Genomic DNA, 19,527 nt, shown 5'->3' with positions numbered 1-19,527 from the left:
AGACTGGAAAATGCGAGCCTTGAACACCATCACTAAAGCGGCGATCAATTTGGCGGCCATCAAGAAGGCGGCCCGGAAAGTGGCCGGATACATTGCGTGCGCCGCAGCCGTCGCCGTTGTTGCGGCTTGTCACGGCCTGCCGGAAAAAACCGACGAGACGGCTACGTGGAACAACAACAAATTATATACGGAGGCGAACGACGCTCTGACCGGTGGTGATTTCGGCAAGTGCGCCAAGTATTTCGAGATGCTCGAAGGCCGCGATCCGTTCGGCCACTTTGCCCAGCAAGCGCAGATCAACGTCGCCTATTGCAACTGGAAAGACAACGAAAACGCCGCCGCCGACCAGGCGATCGACCGCTTCATCCAGCTGCACCCGGATCACCCGGACATCGCCTACGCGTACTACCTGAAGGGCATGATCCACTTCAACGACGACCTCGGTCTGTTCGGCCGCTTCTCCGGGCAGGACATGAGCGAGCGCGATCCGAAGTCGCTGCGCGAGTCGTATGACGCGTTCAAGGTCGTGGTCGACAAGTACCCGAACAGCAAGTATGCGCCGGACGCCGCGCAACGCATGCGCTATATCGTGAACGCGCTGGCGGCGCATGAAGTCCACGCGGCGGATTATTACTACCGCCGTGGCGCCTACGTCGCTGCGATCAACCGCGCGCAACTGGCGTTGAAGGAATACAAGAACGCGCCGGCTATCGAAGACGCACTGCACATCATGATGCTGTCGTACGAGAAGCTGAATCAGCCGCAACTGGCCGACGACACGAAACGCATTCTGGCCGGCACCTTCCCCGACAGCCCGTACATCACGGGCCATGCAAGGCCGGGTAAGGAAAAGTCGTGGTGGCAGTTCTAAGCCGCACAACGCACTGAAAACCTGCTTTAAACAAAAACGCCACGACCAAAGTCGTGGCGTTTTTGTTTGTGGGGCGCTGCCAGCTTGGGCGCCCCAAGCCGGCAGCAGGCGCCCTTAGTCCCGCTCGAACAACGCAATCGACTCCACATGCGAGGTGTGCGGGAACATGTTCACCACCCCCGCGCCGACCAGCCGGTAGCCGGCCTCATGCACCAAGAGGCCTGCATCACGTGCAAGCGTCGCCGGGGCACACGACACGTAGACGATACGTTTGGGCAGCGGCCCATTACCGCTCTGCGCGATCTCCGCCAGCGCCCTCGCGACAGCCAGCGCACCTTCGCGCGGCGGATCGATGAGGAATTTGTCGAAATGGCCGAGTGCGCGCAGATCGTCGGCGGTGACTTCGAACAGGTTGCGGCAAGCAAACGACGTATGACCCGCCACGCCGTTCAGTTCAGCATTGGCAAGCGCGCGCGAAGTCAGCACCTCACTGCCCTCGATGCCCATTACTTCCTTCGAAATCCGCGCGAGCGGCAGCGTGAAGTTGCCGATCCCGCAGAACAGATCGAGCACGCGGTCCGTGGGGACCGGGGCCAGCAGACGCAGCGCGCGGCTCACCAGCACGCGATTGATCGCGTGATTCACCTGGGTGAAATCGGTCGGCTTGAACGGCATCCGGATGTTGTATTCCGGCAGCGTGTAGTCGAGTTCCACGTCGAGCGGATAGAACGGCGTGACCGTATCGGGACCGCCCGGCTGCAGCCACCACTGCACCTTGTGCTCGTCGGCGAAATCGCGCAGCACCTGTTCGTCGGCGGCGGTGATCGGCGCGAGATTGCGCAGCACCAGCGCGGTGACCGACGAGCCGACCGCGAGCTCGATCTGCGGCATACGATCGTAAATCGACAGCTTGCGGACCATGAAACGCAGCGGCATCAGCATGGCCGAAATGTGCGGCGGCAACACCTCGCAGGTCTTCATGTCGGCGATATAGCTGCTCTTCTTCTCGTAGAAGCCGATACGCATGCCGCCCTTTTCCGGCAGATAGCGCACAGCCAGACGCGCGCGGTAGCGGTATCCCCACGCCGGCCCATGAATCGGCCGGAACACCGTCTCCGGGCGCAGCTTCGCCAGGTGCTGGAAATCGTCTTCGAGCACGCGCTGCTTGACGGCAATCTGCGCGCGGATGTCGAGATGCTGCATCGAACAACCGCCGCAGATATCGAAGTAGGTACATTTCGGTTTGGTGCGAAGCACGCTTTCGCGGAACACCTGGACGACCTCAGCCTGCTCGAATTTTGGCTTGCTGCGATGCGTCGAGTAGCTGACGCGCTCGCCGGGCAACGCGCCTTCGACAAAAATCACCTTGCCGGGCGTGCCGTCTTCGCTCTCGATGCGGCCTACGCCGCGCGCTTCCATGTCGAGCGAAACGATTTCGATGATCGGCTCAGTGCCGGTAATAACGTGCGCCTTCGCCGGAGCGGGCGCTTTCTGGCGCTTCGGCGAGCGACGTTGGGGGGCAGTTCGGGACACCTGCGACTTCCTGACAAACTTGGGGGAAAGGCGAGATTGTAGACGAAGCGCCGCCCTTGCCAATGATTCGGCGCGGCTGCGATCGCCGCGGCGCGCCTGGCACCTCGGGCGACACTAGCGTGCGCAGCCCCTTCGCTACAAGACCGGCTAGCGGCCTACTGATCAAATGCGGCTAGGTACTCGGCCCATTGCGGCGCCGTTTCCAGCGCCAGCGCATTTTTGACCAGGTTGATCTCATCGGCATACTCTTCGGCCGAAAACGCGCCGCGGATCAGCTGGAAGCGGCAATACAGCAGATAGGTATTCACGACGTCGGTCTCGCAATAATTGCGGATTTCCTCGATGCGGCCTGCCTGGTAGGCGTGCCACACCTGACTGCCGTCCATGCCCATCTTGCCTGGGAAACCGCACATCTTCGCGAGCGCATCGAGCGGCGCATTGGCGCGCGCCTGATACATCGCCAGCACGTCCATCAGATCGGTGTGACGCGCGTGATAGCGGCTGATGTAGTTGTTCCACTTGAACTCGCGGTCGTCCTCGCCGAGGTCCCAGAAACGGGAGGCCGGGATGCCGTTGACCAGCGCGCGGTAGTTCAGCACCGGCAGGTCGAACCCGCCGCCGTTCCACGACACGAGCTGCGGCGTGTACTTTTCGATCACGCGATAAAACGACTGCACGAGCGCAGCCTCGCCGTCTTCCAGCGTGCCGAGCGAGCGCACACGGAAACCGTTGTTGTCGCGGAACACACAGGAAATCGCCGCGATCCGTTGCAGGTGGTGCGGCAGGAAATCGCCGCCGGTTTTTTCGCGGCGCGCCGCAAAAGCGCGCTCGGCGACTTCGGCGTCGCTCAGCGTGGCAGGCAGATCTTCGAGGCGGCGAATGCCGGCGACATCGGGAATCGTCTCGATGTCGAAAACAAGAATCGGTGTCATCAGGTTATAGAACGGCGTCCTTCCGAACACCGTTGGAGGCAAAGAAGCGCTTCAGCCGCACCAGCGCTTCCTGTTGGATCTGGCGCACACGCTCGCGCGTGAGGCCCATTTCGTCGGCCAACTCTTCGAGCGTGGCGGGCTCGATGTGGTTCAGCCCGAAGCGGCGTTCGATCACATGACGATGCTTGTCCGACAGACGCGCGAGCCACGCACGTGTAAGCGTTTCCAGCTCGCGGTGCTGCACTTCGGCATCCGGCGACTGACTTTGGTCGTCGGACAGCAGATCGAGCAGGCTGCTCGCCGGGTCGAGATCGAGCGGCGCGTCGAGCGACGCGGTGTGCTCGTTCAGCGCGAGAATGTCGGTGACTTCGTCGGTGGTCTTGCCGGTCAGATAAGCAATGTCGTCGATGCTGGCATCGCGGCGCTCGGCCGCTTCGCCGGAATTCATCGAATTTTTTTCCAGATGGCGCTTCGCGCGCAGCACCTGATTGAGCTCACGGATCACGTGCACCGGCAAACGCACCGTGCGTGCCTGGTTCATGATCGCCCGCTCGATGCTCTGGCGAATCCACCATGTGGCATACGTGGAGAAACGGAAGCCGCGCGTCGGATCGAATTTTTCGATCGCGTGCATCAGGCCGAGGTTGCCCTCTTCGATCAGATCGAGCAGCGGCACGCCGCGGTTCAGGTAACCCTTCGCGATGCTGACGACGAGCCGCAAATTGCGCTCGATCATCACTTGCCGCGCTTCAAACTCGCCCGCCTTCGCCAGACGCGAATACTTCTGCTCTTCTTCGACCGTCAGAAGCGGCTTGACGCTGATGCGGTTCAGGTAATGCTGAATGGTGTCGGCCGTCAGCTCGGCTTGCAGCAGCGCGCGGAAATCGTCTGCGTCCGGCACGGCTTCGCTGACGCTTTCGCGTGCGTCCCCGGCCTCTTCCGCGCCGCCCTGGCGTTCGTCGACATCGCGCTCCTCTGCGATCTCTTCTTCCACCTCCGAAGCGCCACCTTCGTCCACCGAAGCGGACGTGACGCGGCTGATCGTCTCAGACTCGGCTTGCGGCGGGCGGCGCTTCGATTTCGGCATGGTCGTTTCGCTTATTGCGGCGGCAAGTACTTCAGTGGGTCGACAGGTTTACCCTGACGGCGAACTTCGAAATGCAACATCACGCGGTCGGAATCACTATTGCCCATCTCAGCGATCTTCTGCCCTTTGGTCACCGCATCCCCTTCTTTTACCATCAAAGCGCGGTTGTGTGCATACGCCGTGAGATAAGTTGCATCATGCTTGATGATAATGAGATTGCCGTAACCACGCAGCCCATTTCCGGCGTAAACCACGCGTCCATCCGCCGAAGCTTTGACGGGATCGCCTGCGTTGCCGCCGATATTAATCCCCTTGTTTGTCGAATCGTTGAACGTGCCGAGCATCGGCCCCCGCACCGGCCATGAGAACACGACGTTGCCGGATGCGCCGGCGCTCGAGTCGCTCGCAGCACCCGGATTGGCCGGTGGCGTCAGCGCAGCGTTGTTCGCACCCGAACCGTAGATCGGCGGCGTCGCGACACCTGCTGCTGCACCTGCCGACGGCGGCGTGCTGCCAAGCGGCGCGCTCTGCACCGCACCACCGCTGCCGATCGGCGCCGTCGACACACCCGGCGTCAGTGCTGCAGTGTTCGCGCCTGGCGGCACGACGCGCAGCAGCTGATCGACTTCAATCTGATTCGGGTTGGTGAGATTGTTCCACGTCGAAATATCGCGGTAATTCTGGCCGTTCTCCAGCGCGATCCGGTACAGGGTATCGCCCGGCTTCACGCGATAGTAGCCCGGCGGCGGCGGCCCGAGGGGGACGGCCGGCTGCTGCGCGGCTTGCGTGCCGAGCGCGCCGCTGCCGGAGCGGTCGACGACCGGCGCCTGATCGAGGCGGGTCGCACACGCCGACATCAACAGGGACAAGGCGAGCACGCACACGCTACGCTGGGTTACGGTCATGGGAATAGTCAGTCTGGTTCTTTGCATCGCGCGCAACATACTCATCGGTGTCAAATCACTCCGGATTTTAAGGGTACAAAGAAAACGCGATCAAGCCGCGACTCGCGCCACTGCGCGGGTCCGAGTCGCTCGACCAGAGTCAGCACCTGGTTCTGGCCTTCCTGCGAGCCGACCGGCGCAACCAGACGGCCGCCGATCGCGAGTTGTTCAAGTAATGCTTGCGGTACATCGAGCCCGGCCGCGGCAATCACGATCGCATCGAACGGCGCCGCCGACGGCAACCCCAGCCGGCCATCGCCGTAGTGCAGCCGGATGTTCGGAATGCGCAGCGGACGCAAGTTTGTCTTCGCGCGTTCGGACAGCGGCTTGATGCGTTCGATCGAGTAAACGTCCCGCGCGACCTGGCTCAGCACCGCCGCCTGATAGCCGCAACCGGTGCCGATTTCGAGCACGCTGTTCAATGCGCGGCCGGCGGCCGCCAATTCGATCATCCGCGCGACCACGGAGGGCTTGGAGATCGTCTGGTGATGGCCGATCGGCAACGCGGCATCTTCATAGGCCTGGGCCGCGAGGCCCGGGTCGACGAACATGTGGCGCGGCACCACCGACATCGCGTTCAACACGCGCTGATCGGTCACACCGTTCGCACGCAGGCGTTCGACCATCCGTTCGCGAACCCGTTCCGAAGTCAGTGCTAAAGCGCCGTTCAACGCGACGTTCGGCACAGCGGTGCGCTCGCTGAGTTTGGCGCCGGCCTTGTTCACCGGCGCCGGTTTCGGCGCGGCGCGCACAGCCGAACCTTGCGCGGCGGCTGTTGCGTGTGGTTTGGCCTGCGTCCTCGTCTGGACGCTAGCAGACGCGTTCGGCGACGCGTTCGCCGGCGCCTGCATGGACGCCTTAGCCTGCGGCTTTGCTTGCGGCGTCGCTTGCGATTGGGTCTGCGCCCTCGCCGGCGGCTTCGCCTGGACCTTCCCCGCGGAGCCGAGCGGCGAGTTCTTCGCCGGTTGCTGGCGTGCGTTCAGCGCCGCGCTCGCGGCGAGTACCGCCGCGCGCACTTCGCCCGGACGCCCTTCAGGCCGGCGCGGTTCGCGCACCAGATCCTCGAGGCCAAGCGGAAAGCGCTTTGCGCGCTCGCTGGTCATGAAGCGCTGCTACCGGCGCGCGCCCAGTCGCGCGCTGCGGGCAGCATTTGCGTGTCGGTCAGGTCGAGCTGCAGCGGTGTGATCGACACCTGGCCGTTGGCGACGGCGTGAAAATCAGTGCCTTCGCTCGCATCGCGCGCGCTGCCCGACGGGCCGATCCAGTAGATCGGTTCGCCGCGTGGGTTGGTCTGGCGGATCACCGGCTGCGACGGATGCCGCTTGCCAAGACGCGTGATCTGCCAGGCGCCGAGTTGCTCGTACGGCAGGTTCGGAATATTGACGTTCAGGAGCGGATGCCCCGGTAACGGTTGTTCGAGGTAGTGCGCGACGATCTCGGCGGCAACACGCGCAGCATCTTCGAGATTCACCCAGTCTTTGTCGACCAGCGAGAAGGCGATGGCCGGCACACCGAACATGATGCCTTCGGTGGCGGCGGCGACGGTGCCCGAATAGAGCGTGTCCTCGCCCATGTTCTGCCCGTTGTTGATGCCCGAGACGACGAGATCCGGCGTGTGGTCCAGCATACCGGTCAGCGCGATGTGCACCGAGTCGGTTGGTGTGCCGTTGACGTAGTAGAAACCGTTCGCCGAACGCAGCACCGAAAGCGGACGCGACAGCGTCAAGGAGTTGGACGCGCCGCTGCAGTTCTGCTCGGGGGCCATCACGGTGACGTCCGCGATCGGCTTGAGCGCTTCGTAAAGCGCGGCAAGGCCTAGCGCCAGGTAGCCGTCGTCATTGCTGAGTAGGATTCGCATGCGGCGATTGTAACCGAGGAAAGAAGGCACGCGAACGACACGGCAGGCGGTCCGCGCATCACATCCAAAGCGCACGCGCCGGACCCTTCGCCGACGGGTATCGATCGCGCAAGCACCGGGTTGCGAGCAATAAAAACGCACGATCGTGCGAATTGTTTTACACTCAGAATGGTTGCGACGCCCCCGAAGGAAGTCCCCTTTGGGGACCCTGATCGATATGGAGACACGATGCGCGCGATTCGCTGTAATCAATACGGGCCGCCGGAGAGCCTGGTCGTCGAAAATCTGCCGGACCTCGAGCCGCCGCCCGGCCACGTCGTGATCGACGTCAAAGCCGCGGCCGTCAACTTTCCCGATGTGCTGATCATCGAGAACAAATACCAGTTCAAACCACCCCTGCCCTTTACGCCCGGCTCGGAAGTCGCAGGCGTCGTGCGCGCGGTCGGCGCCGGGGTGACGCAGTTCATGCCCGGCTCGCGGGTGGTCGCATTCACCGGCTCGGGCGGGTTTGCGGAGCAGGCGCTGGCGCCGGTCGCGGCGTGCGTGCCGCTGGCGGACGGCGTCGAATTCGAGCTGGCCGCCGCGTTCACGCTCGCCTATGGCACTTCGCATCATGCGGTGGTCGATCGCGGCCAATTGAAGGCCGGTGAGACGATGCTGGTGTTGGGTGCGGCAGGCGGCGTCGGGCTAGCCGCCGTCGAGATCGGCAAGGCGCTCGGCGCGCGGGTGATCGCGGCGGCATCGAGCGAAGAGAAGCTTGCCACCTGCGTGAAGCACGGCGCGGACGCCACCATCAACTACAGCACGGAAGACCTGCGCGAGCGCATCAAGGTGCTGACCGACGGCAAAGGTCCCGACGTGATCTACGACCCGGTAGGCGGAGTGTATGCGGAGCCGGCGTTTCGCAGCATCGGCTGGCGCGGGCGTTATCTGGTGGTCGGCTTTGCAAACGGCGAAATCCCGAAGTTGCCGCTCAACCTGACGCTGCTCAAAGGCGCAAGCCTGGTCGGCGTGTTCTGGGGCGACTTTGCGAAACGCGAGCCGCAGCACAATCACGCCGCTTTCCAGCAGATGACCGGCTGGATCGGCGAGGGCAAGCTCAAGCCCTATGTGTCGGAACGTTATTCGCTCGACGACACCGGCCGCGCATTGCGCGATATGGCGGAGCGCCGGGTGATCGGGAAGGTGGTGATTACGCCTTAACCGTTAGCCGTAGCGTGCTCAACACGCGCTTCGTCGAGCTACACATAGAAACGGCGCGCGGTTTTGAAATCGCGCGCCGTTTTTGCTGGGCGTTCACTTGTTGAGCCTTAACCGCGCGCTCACTCACACAATCTGTTGCGCATGCAACCTTGCAATGTGGTCAGAGTCATAGCCCAGCGATTGCAGGACTTCATCGGTATGTTCACCCAGCTCCGGACCTAACCAGCGCGTTTCGCCGGGGGTTTCCGAGAGCTTCGGTGTCACCGACGGCAGCGTGATTTCCTGTCCGTCCTGCCACTTGAAGCGCTGGATCATCTGGCGCGCCATGAATTGCGGATCGGTGAACATGTCCGCGACGCTGTAAATACGGCCGACCGGCACGTCGGCGGCGTTCAGCACGGCGAGCGCTTCGTCGATGGTGCGCGTGGCGAGCCACGCGGCGATCGCGCCGTCGATTTCCTGGGTCCGCGGCACGCGGCCGTCGTTGTGCGCCAAGCCTGGATCGTTCGCCAGGTCTTCGCGTTCGATAGCGATCATCAAGCGCTTGAAGATCGGGTCGCTATTACCGCCGATGACGATGCTGCCGTCGCGGCAAGGATACGTGTTCGACGGCACGATGCCCGGCAGCGACGCGCCGGTGCGCTCGCGCACCATGCCGTACACGCCGTATTCAGGCACCACGCTCTCCATCATGTTGAAGACGGCCTCGTACAGCGCGACATCGACGACCTGCCCTTTGCCGCCGTTCACCTGCTTGTGGTGCAGCGCCATCAACGCGCCGATCACGCCGTGCAGCGCGGCAATCGAATCGCCGATCGAAATGCCGATGCGCGGCGGCGGCAAATCCGGATAACCGGTGATGTGGCGCAAACCGCCCATCGATTCGGCGATCGCGCCGAATCCAGGCCGGTCGCGATACGGCCCGGTCTGGCCGTAGCCGGACAGCCGCACCATCACAAGCCCGGGGTTCTCCGCCGACAACACGTCATAACCGAGCCCGAGCTTCTCCAACAACCCCGGCCGGAAATTTTCGACGACGATATCGGCTTCCTTCGCCAGACGCAGCACGATCTCCTTGCCCTCTTCTGCCTTCAGATTGATCGTGACGGATTTCTTGTTGCGCGCCTGGACGGCCCACCATAGGGACGTGCCGCCGACTTCCGGATAAAGCTTGCGCCATTTGCGCAGCGGATCGCCGCCCTTGGGATCTTCGATCTTGATGACGTCGGCGCCGAACTCGCCGAGAAAGCGCGCGGCGAACGGGCCGGCAATCAGCGTGCCGAGTTCGAGCACCTTGACGCCGGCAAGCGGGCCTTTAGCTGTGGCGGTGGCGCTGGGGTCGGGGTTGACGCTCATGTGTCTCCTCTGTGTTCTGTTCTTGCCCAAGCGGCGCGCGGCGCGAAGCGTGGCGGCTCGGTCTCGCGCGGCTCGCTCAGGCATCGCAGGCGCCGCGACGTGGCGCTTTCAGTTGCGCCGCGCTACATCGAGCGCCGGTCGAGCATCGCGCGGGCGATCGTGCCGGCGTCGACGTATTCGAGTTCGCCGCCCACTGGCACACCGCGCGCGAGACGTGTCACGGCAAGACCGCGCGCCTTGAGCGTCTGCCCGAGGTAATGCGCGGTGGCCTCGCCTTCATTGGTGAAATTGGTTGCAAGCACGACTTCCTTGACGATGCCGTCCGAGGCGCGCTTGACCAGGCGGTCGAAATGGATCTCCTTCGGGCCAATGCCGTCGAGCGGACTGAGCCGTCCCATCAGCACAAAATAGAGGCCGCGATAGGTCATCGTCTGTTCGAGCATGATCTGGTCGGCGGGCGTCTCGACGACGCACAACAACGCCGGATCGCGCTCCTCATCGAGGCAGACCTCGCAGATCTGCGCTTCGGTAAAGGTGTTGCACTTCTCGCAGTGCTGCAGATGTTCAGTCGCGAACAACAACGAGCGGCCGAGTTTTTCGGCGCCGTCGCGATCGTGCTGCATCAGGTGGTACGCCATGCGTTGCGCGGATTTAGGCCCGACACCGGGCAGCACGCGCAGCGCTTCGACGAGCGCCGACAAGGCGGAAGGTTGTTTCATGCGGATCGGCGGTGTCGAAGTGGGTGTTGCCCGGTATGGCCCGGAATGCGGGTGGCGATGCGGTTGCTTCGGTTGCTTCGGTTGCTTCCGTGACTTCTATCAACTCGATAACGAATCGGCCAGGGCGCTCAACAAACGAACCGAAGCGACCTGCGCCGATGCGAACTTGCACGAGCCGGAGCAAGGGATTGAACAAGCCCGGCTCGCGTATTCAGTTCACGCCGCGGTCCAGCCGGCGGCGTGCGCCCCTTCTTGCAGCGACGTCACTCAGAACGGCAGCTTGAAGCCCGGCGGCAGCGGCAGACCCGAGGTCATACCGCCCATCTTTTCCTGAGCGGTGGCTTCGGCCTTGCGCACGGCGTCGTTGAACGCAGCAGCGACCAGGTCTTCCAGCATGTCCTTGTCGTCGGCGAGCAGGCTCGGGTCGATCGATACGCGGCGCACGTCGTTCTTGCAGGTCATCGTCACCTTGACGAGACCGGCGCCCGACTGCCCTTCGACTTCGATCAATGCAAGCTGCTCCTGCATCTTCTTCATGTTTTCCTGCATCTGCTGGGCCTGCTTCATCAGCCCGGCGAGTTGGCCTTTCATCATGGACATGCTCCTTCTTGATAGCGTGAAATCCGGAAAATCGGGTGCGCCACAAGGCGCGGCGAATCAGTGGACGGACGGCGCGCCGTTCGGGCCGGCGTCCTGCGTAATCGGGCGGATCGAACCGGGCACGATGCTCGCACCGAACTCGCGGATCAGCGACTGCACAAACGGATCGGCGCCGATTTCGCGCTCCGCTTCCTGCTGGCGCTGGGCGCGCATCGCGGCGTCGTGCGCGGCTGCCGTGCGGCGCGCCGGGCCGACTTCGACCAATACGTCGACGTTCTGGCCAAGCTTGTCAGCGAGCGCGGCTTTCAGTTTAGCGACCTGCGAGGCTTCCGCGTACTGGGGCACCGGCACGTTCAATTTCAGCGTGCTGCCTTCGAGTGCCATCAGTTCGCTGTTGAACGCGAGTTGATACGAAATGCCCTTGAGCGGCAGGTCGACGGCGAGCGCGGGCCAGTCGCCCTGGAAACCCAGCGAATCGAGCGGCACGGCGGGCGGCAACGGCCGCTTGTCAACCACCGGCGCGGGGGTCGACGCAGGCGCGGCGTTGACGCGGACATCGTCGGGTCCACTGTCGAACACCGGCATGTAGTTGTCGTCCGGCAGGCCGTAATAGCCTTCGTCCGCTGCCGTGAGCGGCATGTATTCATCAGGTGGCATGTCGTCCCATGGCGCGGTTGACGAGCCGTTTTGCTCCTGGGCCTGCAGCGACGGCGCACGCGCTGTCGGCGCGGCGTCCTGTTCCGGCGCCCGGCGCGGGGCGCCCGGCGCCGGCACATTGACGACAACGCGTGGTGCGGCAGGCTTCGGCGCAGCCGGGGCTGCAGCGGGCCTGGCGGCGGCTGCCGCCGTGGCGCGGCCACGGTCCGACGAGACTTTCAGGCCGGCACTGCGCAATACATTGAGTGCGTCGCTCGCGCCGCCTGCGCGGCGCGGCGGAATGTCGGCTGCGGGCGGCGGCTCTTGCGATGCCGTTGCGGGCGCGGCCTCTTCTGCCTGTGCGAACGCGGCTGCGGCCGGGGCGGTGAGAGAAGACACCGGAGCCGATTGCTGGGAAGCGGCCGCAGCGGGTGCCTCGATTGGGGCTGACGCGGTGGGCGCGTCGTCCCACGGCGCCAAAGCCCGCGCAGTCGCTACCTTCGTTGCTTCTGTCGAGTCGGTCGCTTCAGCCGCCGGCGCCGGGAGCGACGCTTCAGACATCGGGGCCACTCGGGTCGCGCTCATGTCCGCAGGTGCGGGCACCGGATCGCTCAGAACCGGTTCAACGGACGTTTCATCCTGCCACGGCGCTAGAGCCGGCGCAGCAATGACGTCTGCCGCCGCGTGCGCAGGCGCTGCGCCAGAGGCGGATGCAGATGCGGCTTTCGAAACGATCGCCGCTTCAACAATAGTGGGTTTCGGCGCGTCAGTATTTTCAGCAGACCCCGCTGACGCAACGTGCTGCGAATCCTGCGTCGTGGACCGGGCTTCCACCACCGGATTGACGGATCGGACCGGCACGGCAGCGGCTGCTTCAACCGCACGCGACGGCGCCGCCGCCTGCTGCGCAGTCACGGCCGGGGAACCCGCGCGTTTAGCGCCGCCTGCCCCCGCTGGTCCCGACGCACGCGCCGCAGCCGCGCCGCCACCACCGCCGGTGGGTGCCGGCTCGAACGCCAGCATGCGCAACAGCGTCATCGTGAAACCGGCGTATTCGTCGGGCGCGAGACCCAGCTCGCTTCGGCCGATGGTCGCAATCTGATAGAACAACTGCACCTGCTCGGCGCTCAATGCTTCGGCAAAGCGGCGCAGATCACCCGCTTCCGGCCACTCGTCCAACACCGACGACGGCGCGAACTGCGCCCACGCGATTCGGTGCAACAAGCTCGCCAGATCCTGCAACGCCGTCGAAAACGACAGGCTGCGCAACGCCATCTCGTCCGCGACCGCCAGCACGGCGCCGCCGTCACCATCGGCCAGCGCGTCCAGCAGGCGAATCAGATAGCTTTGGTCAAGCGCGCCGAGCATGCCGCGCACTGCCTCTTCATTCACCTGATTGGCCGAATAGGCGATCGCCTGATCGGTCAGCGAGAGCGCGTCGCGCATCGAGCCGTCGGCCGCGCGCGCGAGCAGGCGCAATGCCTGAGCATCGAACGGCACCTTCTCTTCGCCGAGAATGTGCTCGAGATGCGACACGATGTGCCCGGCCGGCATCTGCTTCAGATTGAACTGCAGACAGCGCGACAGCACCGTGACCGGAATCTTCTGCGGATCGGTGGTGGCGAGAATGAACTTGACGTGCGAAGGCGGCTCTTCCAGCGTCTTCAACATCGCGTTGAAGGCGTGATTGGTCAGCATGTGCACTTCGTCGATCATGTAGACCTTGAAGCGCGCATCGACCGGCGCGTAAACCGCGCGCTCCAGCAGCGCCGCCATTTCGTCGACACCGCGATTACTCGCCGCGTCCATCTCGACATAATCGACAAAACGGCCTTCATCGATCTCGCGGCACGCGCGGCACCCGCCGCACGGCGTGGAGGTCACGCCGGTTTCGCAATTCAGTGCCTTGGCAAAGATGCGCGACAGCGTGGTTTTGCCGACGCCGCGGGTGCCGGTAAACAGATAGGCATGATGCAGACGGCCACCATCGAGCGCGTGCGTGAGCGCGCGCACCACGTGCTCCTGTCCGACGAGCGAAGCGAAATCCTTCGGCCGCCATTTGCGTGCGAGAACTTGATAGGTCATCCGGAAATTGTATCAGTAACGATGGCGCGCAAAACCGAATCGAGACGGCGCACGAACGCGTGTTGCCGCTTCATTGAAACAGGCTAACGGACCGATAGAAAAAAATAGATGAAGCGCGCGAGAAATGCCACCGCAGTGTCCGCGTGACAGCGCTTGGGGTAAAACAGGAGATGGGAAGTACGGCAGAAGAGAAACAAGAAAAAGGAAGGTGACGAGCCTGACCCTCGGCACTGGTGGAAAACGGCTGTGGCTGCTTCGTTCCCGACCTGACCAGGTTGACCATCCCTCCATGCGAGGAGGCCCGTCACGAAACATTCTATCATCGCTTGGGCGGTCGCGCGACTGTTAATACGACCAAACTGACATCGACACGCCGAATCAGGCGCTTCGCACTATATAGGCAGTGTCCCGCAAGTACGCGTCCGGGGCACTTGAGTTTGCGCTGCCCGCCACCAGATAAGCTGCGTCGCGGTTATCAAAACGGAGAGACACTTCACCGGCAGCCGTTGGCCCCCTGCCCTTGATGAGTACTATCACCACCGGCAACGCATAGCGAATTAAGCTAAACTGCCGTACGGATGACCCGCAAACGCGAGCTTTCCGCACATTCCGGACAAGGTCTTTCGACTTTTTCAGGCATGCGCCGGCAAGACTGCGATGGCGGCAAAGCGAACGGAAGTTTCCCTAGATTTTGACGTATCGTGGCGAGCAATTCAGGCGGGCCTCGAACCGATAGAGGTATTCATACAATGAGCGAATCAATCAAGCATATTAGCGACGCATCGTTCGAACAGGACGTCGTGAAATCCGATAAACCCGTGCTGCTCGATTTCTGGGCTGAATGGTGCGGTCCGTGCAAGATGATCGCGCCGATCCTCGACGAAGTCGCGAAGGATTACGCCGATCGCCTGCAAATCGCCAAGATCAACGTCGACGAACACCAATCGACGCCGGTCAAGTTCGGCGTGCGCGGCATCCCCACGCTGATCCTCTTCAAGAACGGCGCTGTCGCCGCGCAGAAGGTCGGCGCACTGTCGAAGTCGCAACTCACCGCGTTCCTCGACGGCAACCTGTAAAACGGTCGTATCGGCGCGCTCCAGGTCTCTTGAGACCTTCAGGCGCGCTGTCTTAAGCGTGTTGTCAGCAGGCAACACGCTCAATAAGAAAGATGCCATGTCGTCGCACTGGCGGAAATTGGCGTGTGCTATGCTAGAATCCGCAAAACGTCGAAAAGACGTGTAAGTCCTTGAGCGGTTCCGCTCACTCTCCTCCCAGATTTCATTTCGTCGCACCTTCTCCTGCGGGTTCTCCGTATGCATTTATCCGAGCTTAAGACTCTGCACGTGTCCGAATTGATCGAGATGGCCAATGGCCTCGAGATCGAAAGTGCAAACCGCCTGCGCAAGCAGGAATTGATGTTTGCCATTCTAAAAAAACGAGCCAAAACGGGCGACACGATCTTCGGCGACGGCACGCTCGAAGTGCTGCCGGACGGCTTCGGCTTCCTGCGTTCGCCGGAAACCTCGTATCTCGCCAGCACGGACGATATTTACATCAGCCCGTCGCAAATCCGCCGCTTCAACCTGCACACGGGCGACACGATCGAAGGCGAAGTGCGCACGCCGAAAGACGGCGAACGCTATTTCGCGCTGGTGAAGGTGGACAAGGTCAACGGCCAGCCGCCGGAAGCCTCGAAGCACAAGATCATGTTCGAAAACCTGACGCCGCTGCACCCGAACAAGGTGCTGCTGCTCGAACGTGAAATGCGTGGCGAAGAAAACGTCACGGGCCGCATCATCGACATGATCGCGCCGATCGGCAAGGGTCAGCGCGGCCTGCTGGTTGCGTCACCGAAGTCCGGCAAGACCGTGATGCTGCAGCACATCGCGCACGCCATCAAGCAAAACCATCCGGATGTCGTGCTGTTCGTGCTGCTGATCGACGAACGCCCGGAAGAAGTGACCGAAATGCAGCGTTCGGTGGCGGGCGAAGTGATCGCCTCCACGTTCGACGAACCGGCTGCGCGCCACGTGCAAGTCGCCGAAATGGTGATCGAAAAAGCCAAGCGCCTCGTCGAAATGAAGAACGACGTCGTGATTCTGCTCGACTCGATCACGCGTCTCGCCCGTGCGTACAACACCGTCGTGCCGGCCTCGGGCAAGGTGCTGACAGGTGGTGTCGACGCGAACGCGCTGCAACGTCCGAAGCGCTTCTTCGGCGCGGCGCGCAATATCGAAGAAGGCGGCTCGCTGACCATCATCGGCACGGCGCTGATCGAAACCGGCAGCCGCATGGACGACGTGATCTACGAAGAGTTCAAGGGCACCGGCAATATGGAAGTGCACCTGGAACGCCGCCTTGCTGAAAAGCGCGTCTATCCGTCGATCAACCTGAACAAGTCCGGCACGCGCCGTGAAGAACTGCTGATCAAGCCCGAAGTCCTGCAAAAGATCTGGGTGCTGCGCAAGTTCATTCACGACATGGACGAAGTCGAGTCGATGGAATTCCTGCTCGACAAGATTCGCCAAACGAAGAGCAACTCCGAGTTCTTCGACATGATGCGTCGTGGCGGCGGCAGCTAAGACCTCACGCCTAAGCCGCAGCTCCGGCTGCACCGCATAAGAAAGCCGCTCGCCAGAAACGAGCGGCTTTTTTTCGTCCGTAAGGTTTCACCTGAAAAAGTGCGTGCCGGCGCAACAACATGTACGTGAACGCACACGTTGCAGTACAATGCAACCAGTCCGTCATGCCTGCCCCACCTTATGTCGAAGGACTCACCTACCCTGCTCACCGTACGTGATGCCGCCGAACGCCTCGGGGTCACGCCGCGCACGCTGAAGTACTACGAGGAACGCGGCCTCGTCTCGCCTACCCGCAGCGAAGGCCGCTATCGTCTTTATGACGAGGAAGACCTGAAGCGCTTCGGCCGTATTTTGCGCCTGCGTTCGCTCGGCTTCTCGCTGCACGGCATCACCGAAATGCTCAAGCGCCCGCCCGAACCGGTCGAAGGCGGCCATCGCTATTCCACCGAATCGCTGCGGCAGATTCGCGACGCCATCCATGAACAGGTCGAAGCGCTCGATGTCCGTATCGAAACGATGCGACGCGAACTCAAGGAAGCGCAAAAATTGCGGGCCGAACTGAGTCCCGACCTCGACTATCTCGAACGACGTCTCGCTGGTGAAAATGCGGACGCGCTGCTCGAGCAGCGGCGCAACGCACGCGCCAAAGCGGAGAACACATCACTCGCGAAGCGCTCGAAGAAATCGGTCGCGCCCACATGAGCGCGACCTCGTCCCGCGTACCGTTGTTTAGCGCCGCAAAATTGCGCGGCGATTTTTTCCCATGGGTGCTGGCCGTCGTTACCGGCCTCGACTATTTCGACAACTCGATTTTTTCGTTCTTCACCAGCTACATCGCCGGCGGCATCAACGCGTCGCCGGATGAACTGGTCTGGGCGTCGAGCGCCTATGCGGTGGCGGCCGTGCTCGGCATCCTGCAGCAGCAATGGTGGGTCGAGCGTTTCGGTTACCGGCGCTATGTGGCCGGCTGCATGCTGCTCTATTCAGCGGGCGCGATCGCCGCCACATTGTGCGAGTCGTCGATCGAGCTCGCGTTGGTGCGTGGCTTTCAGGGCTACTTCATCGGCCCGATGATGGGCACCTGCCGCATCCTGATCCAGATGAGCTTTACACCGCAGCAGCGGCCCGCGGCGACCCGTGCTTTTCTAGTGATGATCGTGTTGAGCAGTGCGCTTGCGCCGCTGATCGGCGGTCAACTGGTCGCGCATTTCGACTGGCGCGCGCTGTTCGCCTGCACGGCGCCGGTCGGTGTGCTGTTTGCCGTTCTCGCCCTGCTCGCACTTCCCGACACCGGCAACCGCCTGCCGGAAGAACGCGGCACGGCGCACTTCTGGCCCTATCTGATCTTCGCGTTCGCGCAAGGCGCGCTGCAAATCGTGATGCAGCAAGTGCGGTTCCAGTTGTTCAGCGCGTCGCCGGGGCTGATTCTGCTGACGGTCGCGGGCATCGTCGCGCTCGGCTGGTTCGCGTACCAGCAATGGCACCATCCCTCGCCGCTGGTGCGCCTGCATGCGCTGCGCGAAAAGGTATTCCAGGTGGGGCTTGTGCTGTACATGTTCTACTACTACATCTCGACCGTATTCAGCTATCTGACGTCGCGCTTTCTCGAGAGCGGCCTCGGCTATCCGGTCGAGAATACCGGGCGACTGGTCGGCGTGACGTCACTGATTTCGGCGAGCGCGCTGTTCGTCTACCTGCGTTACGCGAAGCTCCTGCCACGCAAGAAGTGGATCATTGTGCCGGGCTTCGCGGTGGCCGCGTTTGCCGCGGCATGGATGACGCGCATGTCGCCAGGCGTGGGCGAAGCCGCGCTGGTCGTGCCGATGCTGCTGCGCGGCTTGCTGTTGCTGTTCATCGTGCTGCCGGTCGCCAATCTGACGTTTAGAATCTTCGCCATTGAAGAATTCACGCATGGTTACCGGCTGAAAAACATCGTGCGGCAACTGACGATCTCGTTCGCGACGGCCTCGGTCATCATCGTCGAACAGCATCGGCAGGCGCTGCATCAAGCTCGCCTCGCGGAGTTCGTGAATCCGTACAATCCGTTGTTCCAGCATTCGCTCGCTGTGCTGACCCGCAGCTTCAGCGCCGCCGGCCGCTCGTCATCCGAGGCGCATTCGCTGGCAATAGTGGAAATCAGCCGGACGGTCGCGCAGCAGGCAAGCTTCCTGAGCTCCCTGGACGGCTTCTACTTCCTGATCGGCGTTGCACTATGCGGCGGCATTTTCGCCGCATGGCAAAAGCAGATCGACTAAGGGTTTCATCACGCCATGCTTTCGAAACTCACCCATTGGTTCAGCACGCGCCGCCGCGACCGCGCGCTACGCGACTACGCGATCGACGACACCCTGTGGCAAGCCACGCTCGATGAGCTACCCTTTCTCGCTCACCTCGAGGCGCCGGATCGCGTGCGTCTGCGCGAACTGACCAGCCTCTTCATCGCGCAAAAGGAATTTTCGACCGCGCACGGACTCGAGCTGACCGACGCCATGACCGTGGCGATCGCCGCGCAAGCCTGTTTGCCGGTACTGAACCTGAGCCTCGACCTGTATCGCGGCTGGGTCGGCGTGATCATCTATCCGGGCGAGTTCGTGATCCGCAAGACGGTTGAGGATGAAGACGGCGTGGTGCACGAGGTCGAGCAGGACGCGAGCGGCGAAGCGTGGGAAGGCGGCCCGGTGGTGTTGTCGTGGGAAGACGCGCAGATGGCCGGCGGCACGGACGCCTATAACGTCGTGATTCACGAGTTCGCGCACAAGATCGACATGCTGAACGGTGAGGCAGACGGCCACCCGCTGCTCATGCGCCGCTGGCATGCGCCGCTCGATTCACAGGCATGGGCCGACATTTTCGACCATGCCTACGACCACTTCTGCGCCAAAGTGGACGCGGTGCCGGATAGGCGCTGGGCGCGTTTCGAGCGCGATTCGCTAATCGATCCGTATGCGGCGGACCATCCATCGGAATTTTTTGCCGTTTGCAGCGAGGCACTGTTCGTCCAGCCGCAGGCCTTCGAGGCGGAGTATCCCGAGCTATACCGGTTGCTGGCGCGCTTTTACCGTCAGGACCCGGCACGGATCGGGATCGCATTCGCACCGTCCTGACGCCCACCGCGCAGCCC

At 62.8% G+C, this 19,527-nt stretch carries 17 protein-coding genes and 1 other RNA gene; 7 read left to right on the top strand and 11 right to left on the bottom strand.

Translation table 11 applies throughout. The features are described 5' to 3' along the window. Positions 1 to 10 precede the first annotated feature (10 nt). Positions 11 to 871, top strand: a complete 861-nt coding sequence (locus GNZ12_RS24025) for an outer membrane protein assembly factor BamD (RefSeq protein ID WP_074284264.1) — start codon at positions 11 to 13, stop codon at positions 869 to 871. A gap of 114 nt (positions 872 to 985) precedes the next feature. Here GNZ12_RS24025 and rlmD read toward each other — a convergent pair whose 3' ends face one another. The 6 genes from rlmD to surE all read right to left on the bottom strand — a co-directional run bounded on the left by rlmD (position 986) and on the right by surE (position 7,225). Continuing rightward, on the bottom strand, positions 986 to 2,404 hold the full coding sequence (rlmD, locus tag GNZ12_RS24020) for a 23S rRNA (uracil(1939)-C(5))-methyltransferase RlmD (RefSeq protein WP_172314329.1): 1,419 nt from the start codon (positions 2,402 to 2,404) through the stop codon (positions 986 to 988). Between the two features lie 155 nt (positions 2,405 to 2,559). After that, positions 2,560 to 3,336: a 3'-5' exonuclease gene (locus tag GNZ12_RS24015; protein ID WP_172314327.1), complete on the bottom strand. Its 777-nt coding sequence runs from the start codon at positions 3,334 to 3,336 to the stop codon at positions 2,560 to 2,562. A gap of 4 nt (positions 3,337 to 3,340) precedes the next feature. Beyond that, on the bottom strand, positions 3,341 to 4,423 hold the full coding sequence (rpoS, locus tag GNZ12_RS24010) for an RNA polymerase sigma factor RpoS (RefSeq protein ID WP_172314325.1): 1,083 nt from the start codon (positions 4,421 to 4,423) through the stop codon (positions 3,341 to 3,343). 11 nt (positions 4,424 to 4,434) lie between these two features. After that, positions 4,435 to 5,373 (bottom strand): peptidoglycan DD-metalloendopeptidase family protein, encoded by a 939-nt coding sequence (locus tag GNZ12_RS24005; protein ID WP_172314323.1) that lies wholly within the window; start codon positions 5,371 to 5,373, stop codon positions 4,435 to 4,437. 5 nt (positions 5,374 to 5,378) lie between these two features. Beyond that, a complete protein-coding gene (locus tag GNZ12_RS24000) occupies positions 5,379 to 6,470 on the bottom strand; it encodes a protein-L-isoaspartate(D-aspartate) O-methyltransferase (RefSeq protein ID WP_172314321.1) in 1,092 nt (363 codons plus the stop codon). After that, positions 6,467 to 7,225 carry a 5'/3'-nucleotidase SurE gene (gene surE / locus GNZ12_RS23995; RefSeq protein WP_172314319.1) on the bottom strand — a complete coding sequence of 253 codons (759 nt, stop codon included), beginning with the start codon at positions 7,223 to 7,225 and terminating at the stop codon, positions 6,467 to 6,469. The genes GNZ12_RS24000 and surE overlap by 4 nt, the downstream gene beginning before the upstream one ends. Positions 7,226 to 7,453: 228 nt before the next feature. On the opposite strand from surE, the gene GNZ12_RS23990 reads away from it, so the two are divergent. Beyond that, entirely contained in the window at positions 7,454 to 8,428 is a 975-nt protein-coding gene (locus GNZ12_RS23990; protein ID WP_172314317.1) for an NADPH:quinone oxidoreductase family protein, read from the top strand. A 123-nt stretch (positions 8,429 to 8,551) separates the two neighbouring features. On the opposite strand, the gene GNZ12_RS23985 is transcribed toward GNZ12_RS23990, so the two are convergent. From GNZ12_RS23985 to ffs, 5 genes are all read right to left on the bottom strand, one after another. Next, on the bottom strand, positions 8,552 to 9,784 hold the full coding sequence (locus tag GNZ12_RS23985; protein WP_172314315.1) for a CaiB/BaiF CoA transferase family protein: 1,233 nt from the start codon (positions 9,782 to 9,784) through the stop codon (positions 8,552 to 8,554). 122 nt (positions 9,785 to 9,906) lie between these two features. Further along, positions 9,907 to 10,503 (bottom strand): recombination mediator RecR, encoded by a 597-nt coding sequence (gene recR, locus GNZ12_RS23980; RefSeq protein ID WP_063496327.1) that lies wholly within the window; start codon positions 10,501 to 10,503, stop codon positions 9,907 to 9,909. Positions 10,504 to 10,770: 267 nt separating this feature from the next. Next, positions 10,771 to 11,097 (bottom strand): YbaB/EbfC family nucleoid-associated protein, encoded by a 327-nt coding sequence (locus GNZ12_RS23975; protein ID WP_007182071.1) that lies wholly within the window; start codon positions 11,095 to 11,097, stop codon positions 10,771 to 10,773. 63 nt (positions 11,098 to 11,160) lie between these two features. Continuing rightward, entirely contained in the window at positions 11,161 to 13,824 is a 2,664-nt protein-coding gene (gene dnaX, locus GNZ12_RS23970; RefSeq protein ID WP_172314313.1) for a DNA polymerase III subunit gamma/tau, read from the bottom strand. A 207-nt stretch (positions 13,825 to 14,031) separates the two neighbouring features. Next, an RNA gene (ffs, locus tag GNZ12_RS23965) (signal recognition particle sRNA small type) lies at positions 14,032 to 14,130 on the bottom strand. Between the two features lie 443 nt (positions 14,131 to 14,573). On the opposite strand from ffs, the gene trxA reads away from it, so the two are divergent. The 5 genes from trxA (at position 14,574) to GNZ12_RS23940 (ending at position 19,510) form a co-directional block, all read left to right on the top strand. Then, positions 14,574 to 14,900: a thioredoxin TrxA gene (trxA, locus tag GNZ12_RS23960; protein ID WP_054039468.1), complete on the top strand. Its 327-nt coding sequence runs from the start codon at positions 14,574 to 14,576 to the stop codon at positions 14,898 to 14,900. 237 nt (positions 14,901 to 15,137) lie between these two features. Beyond that, positions 15,138 to 16,406, top strand: a complete 1,269-nt coding sequence (gene rho / locus GNZ12_RS23955) for a transcription termination factor Rho (RefSeq protein WP_006048863.1) — start codon at positions 15,138 to 15,140, stop codon at positions 16,404 to 16,406. Between the two features lie 180 nt (positions 16,407 to 16,586). Beyond that, complete coding sequence (locus GNZ12_RS23950; protein ID WP_172314311.1) at positions 16,587 to 17,108, top strand: MerR family transcriptional regulator; 522 nt, start codon at positions 16,587 to 16,589, stop codon at positions 17,106 to 17,108. Then, positions 17,105 to 18,661 carry an MFS transporter gene (locus GNZ12_RS23945; RefSeq protein ID WP_172314309.1) on the top strand — a complete coding sequence of 519 codons (1,557 nt, stop codon included), beginning with the start codon at positions 17,105 to 17,107 and terminating at the stop codon, positions 18,659 to 18,661. The genes GNZ12_RS23950 and GNZ12_RS23945 overlap by 4 nt, the downstream gene beginning before the upstream one ends. Before the next feature lie 15 nt (positions 18,662 to 18,676). Beyond that, complete coding sequence (locus GNZ12_RS23940; protein ID WP_172314307.1) at positions 18,677 to 19,510, top strand: M90 family metallopeptidase; 834 nt, start codon at positions 18,677 to 18,679, stop codon at positions 19,508 to 19,510. The last annotated feature ends 17 nt before the right edge of the window (positions 19,511 to 19,527 follow it).

The organism is Paraburkholderia solitsugae (assembly GCF_013177695.1).
GTDB lineage: Bacteria > Pseudomonadota > Gammaproteobacteria > Burkholderiales > Burkholderiaceae > Paraburkholderia > Paraburkholderia solitsugae.
This window is presented reverse-complemented; position numbering and strand designations above follow the sequence as displayed.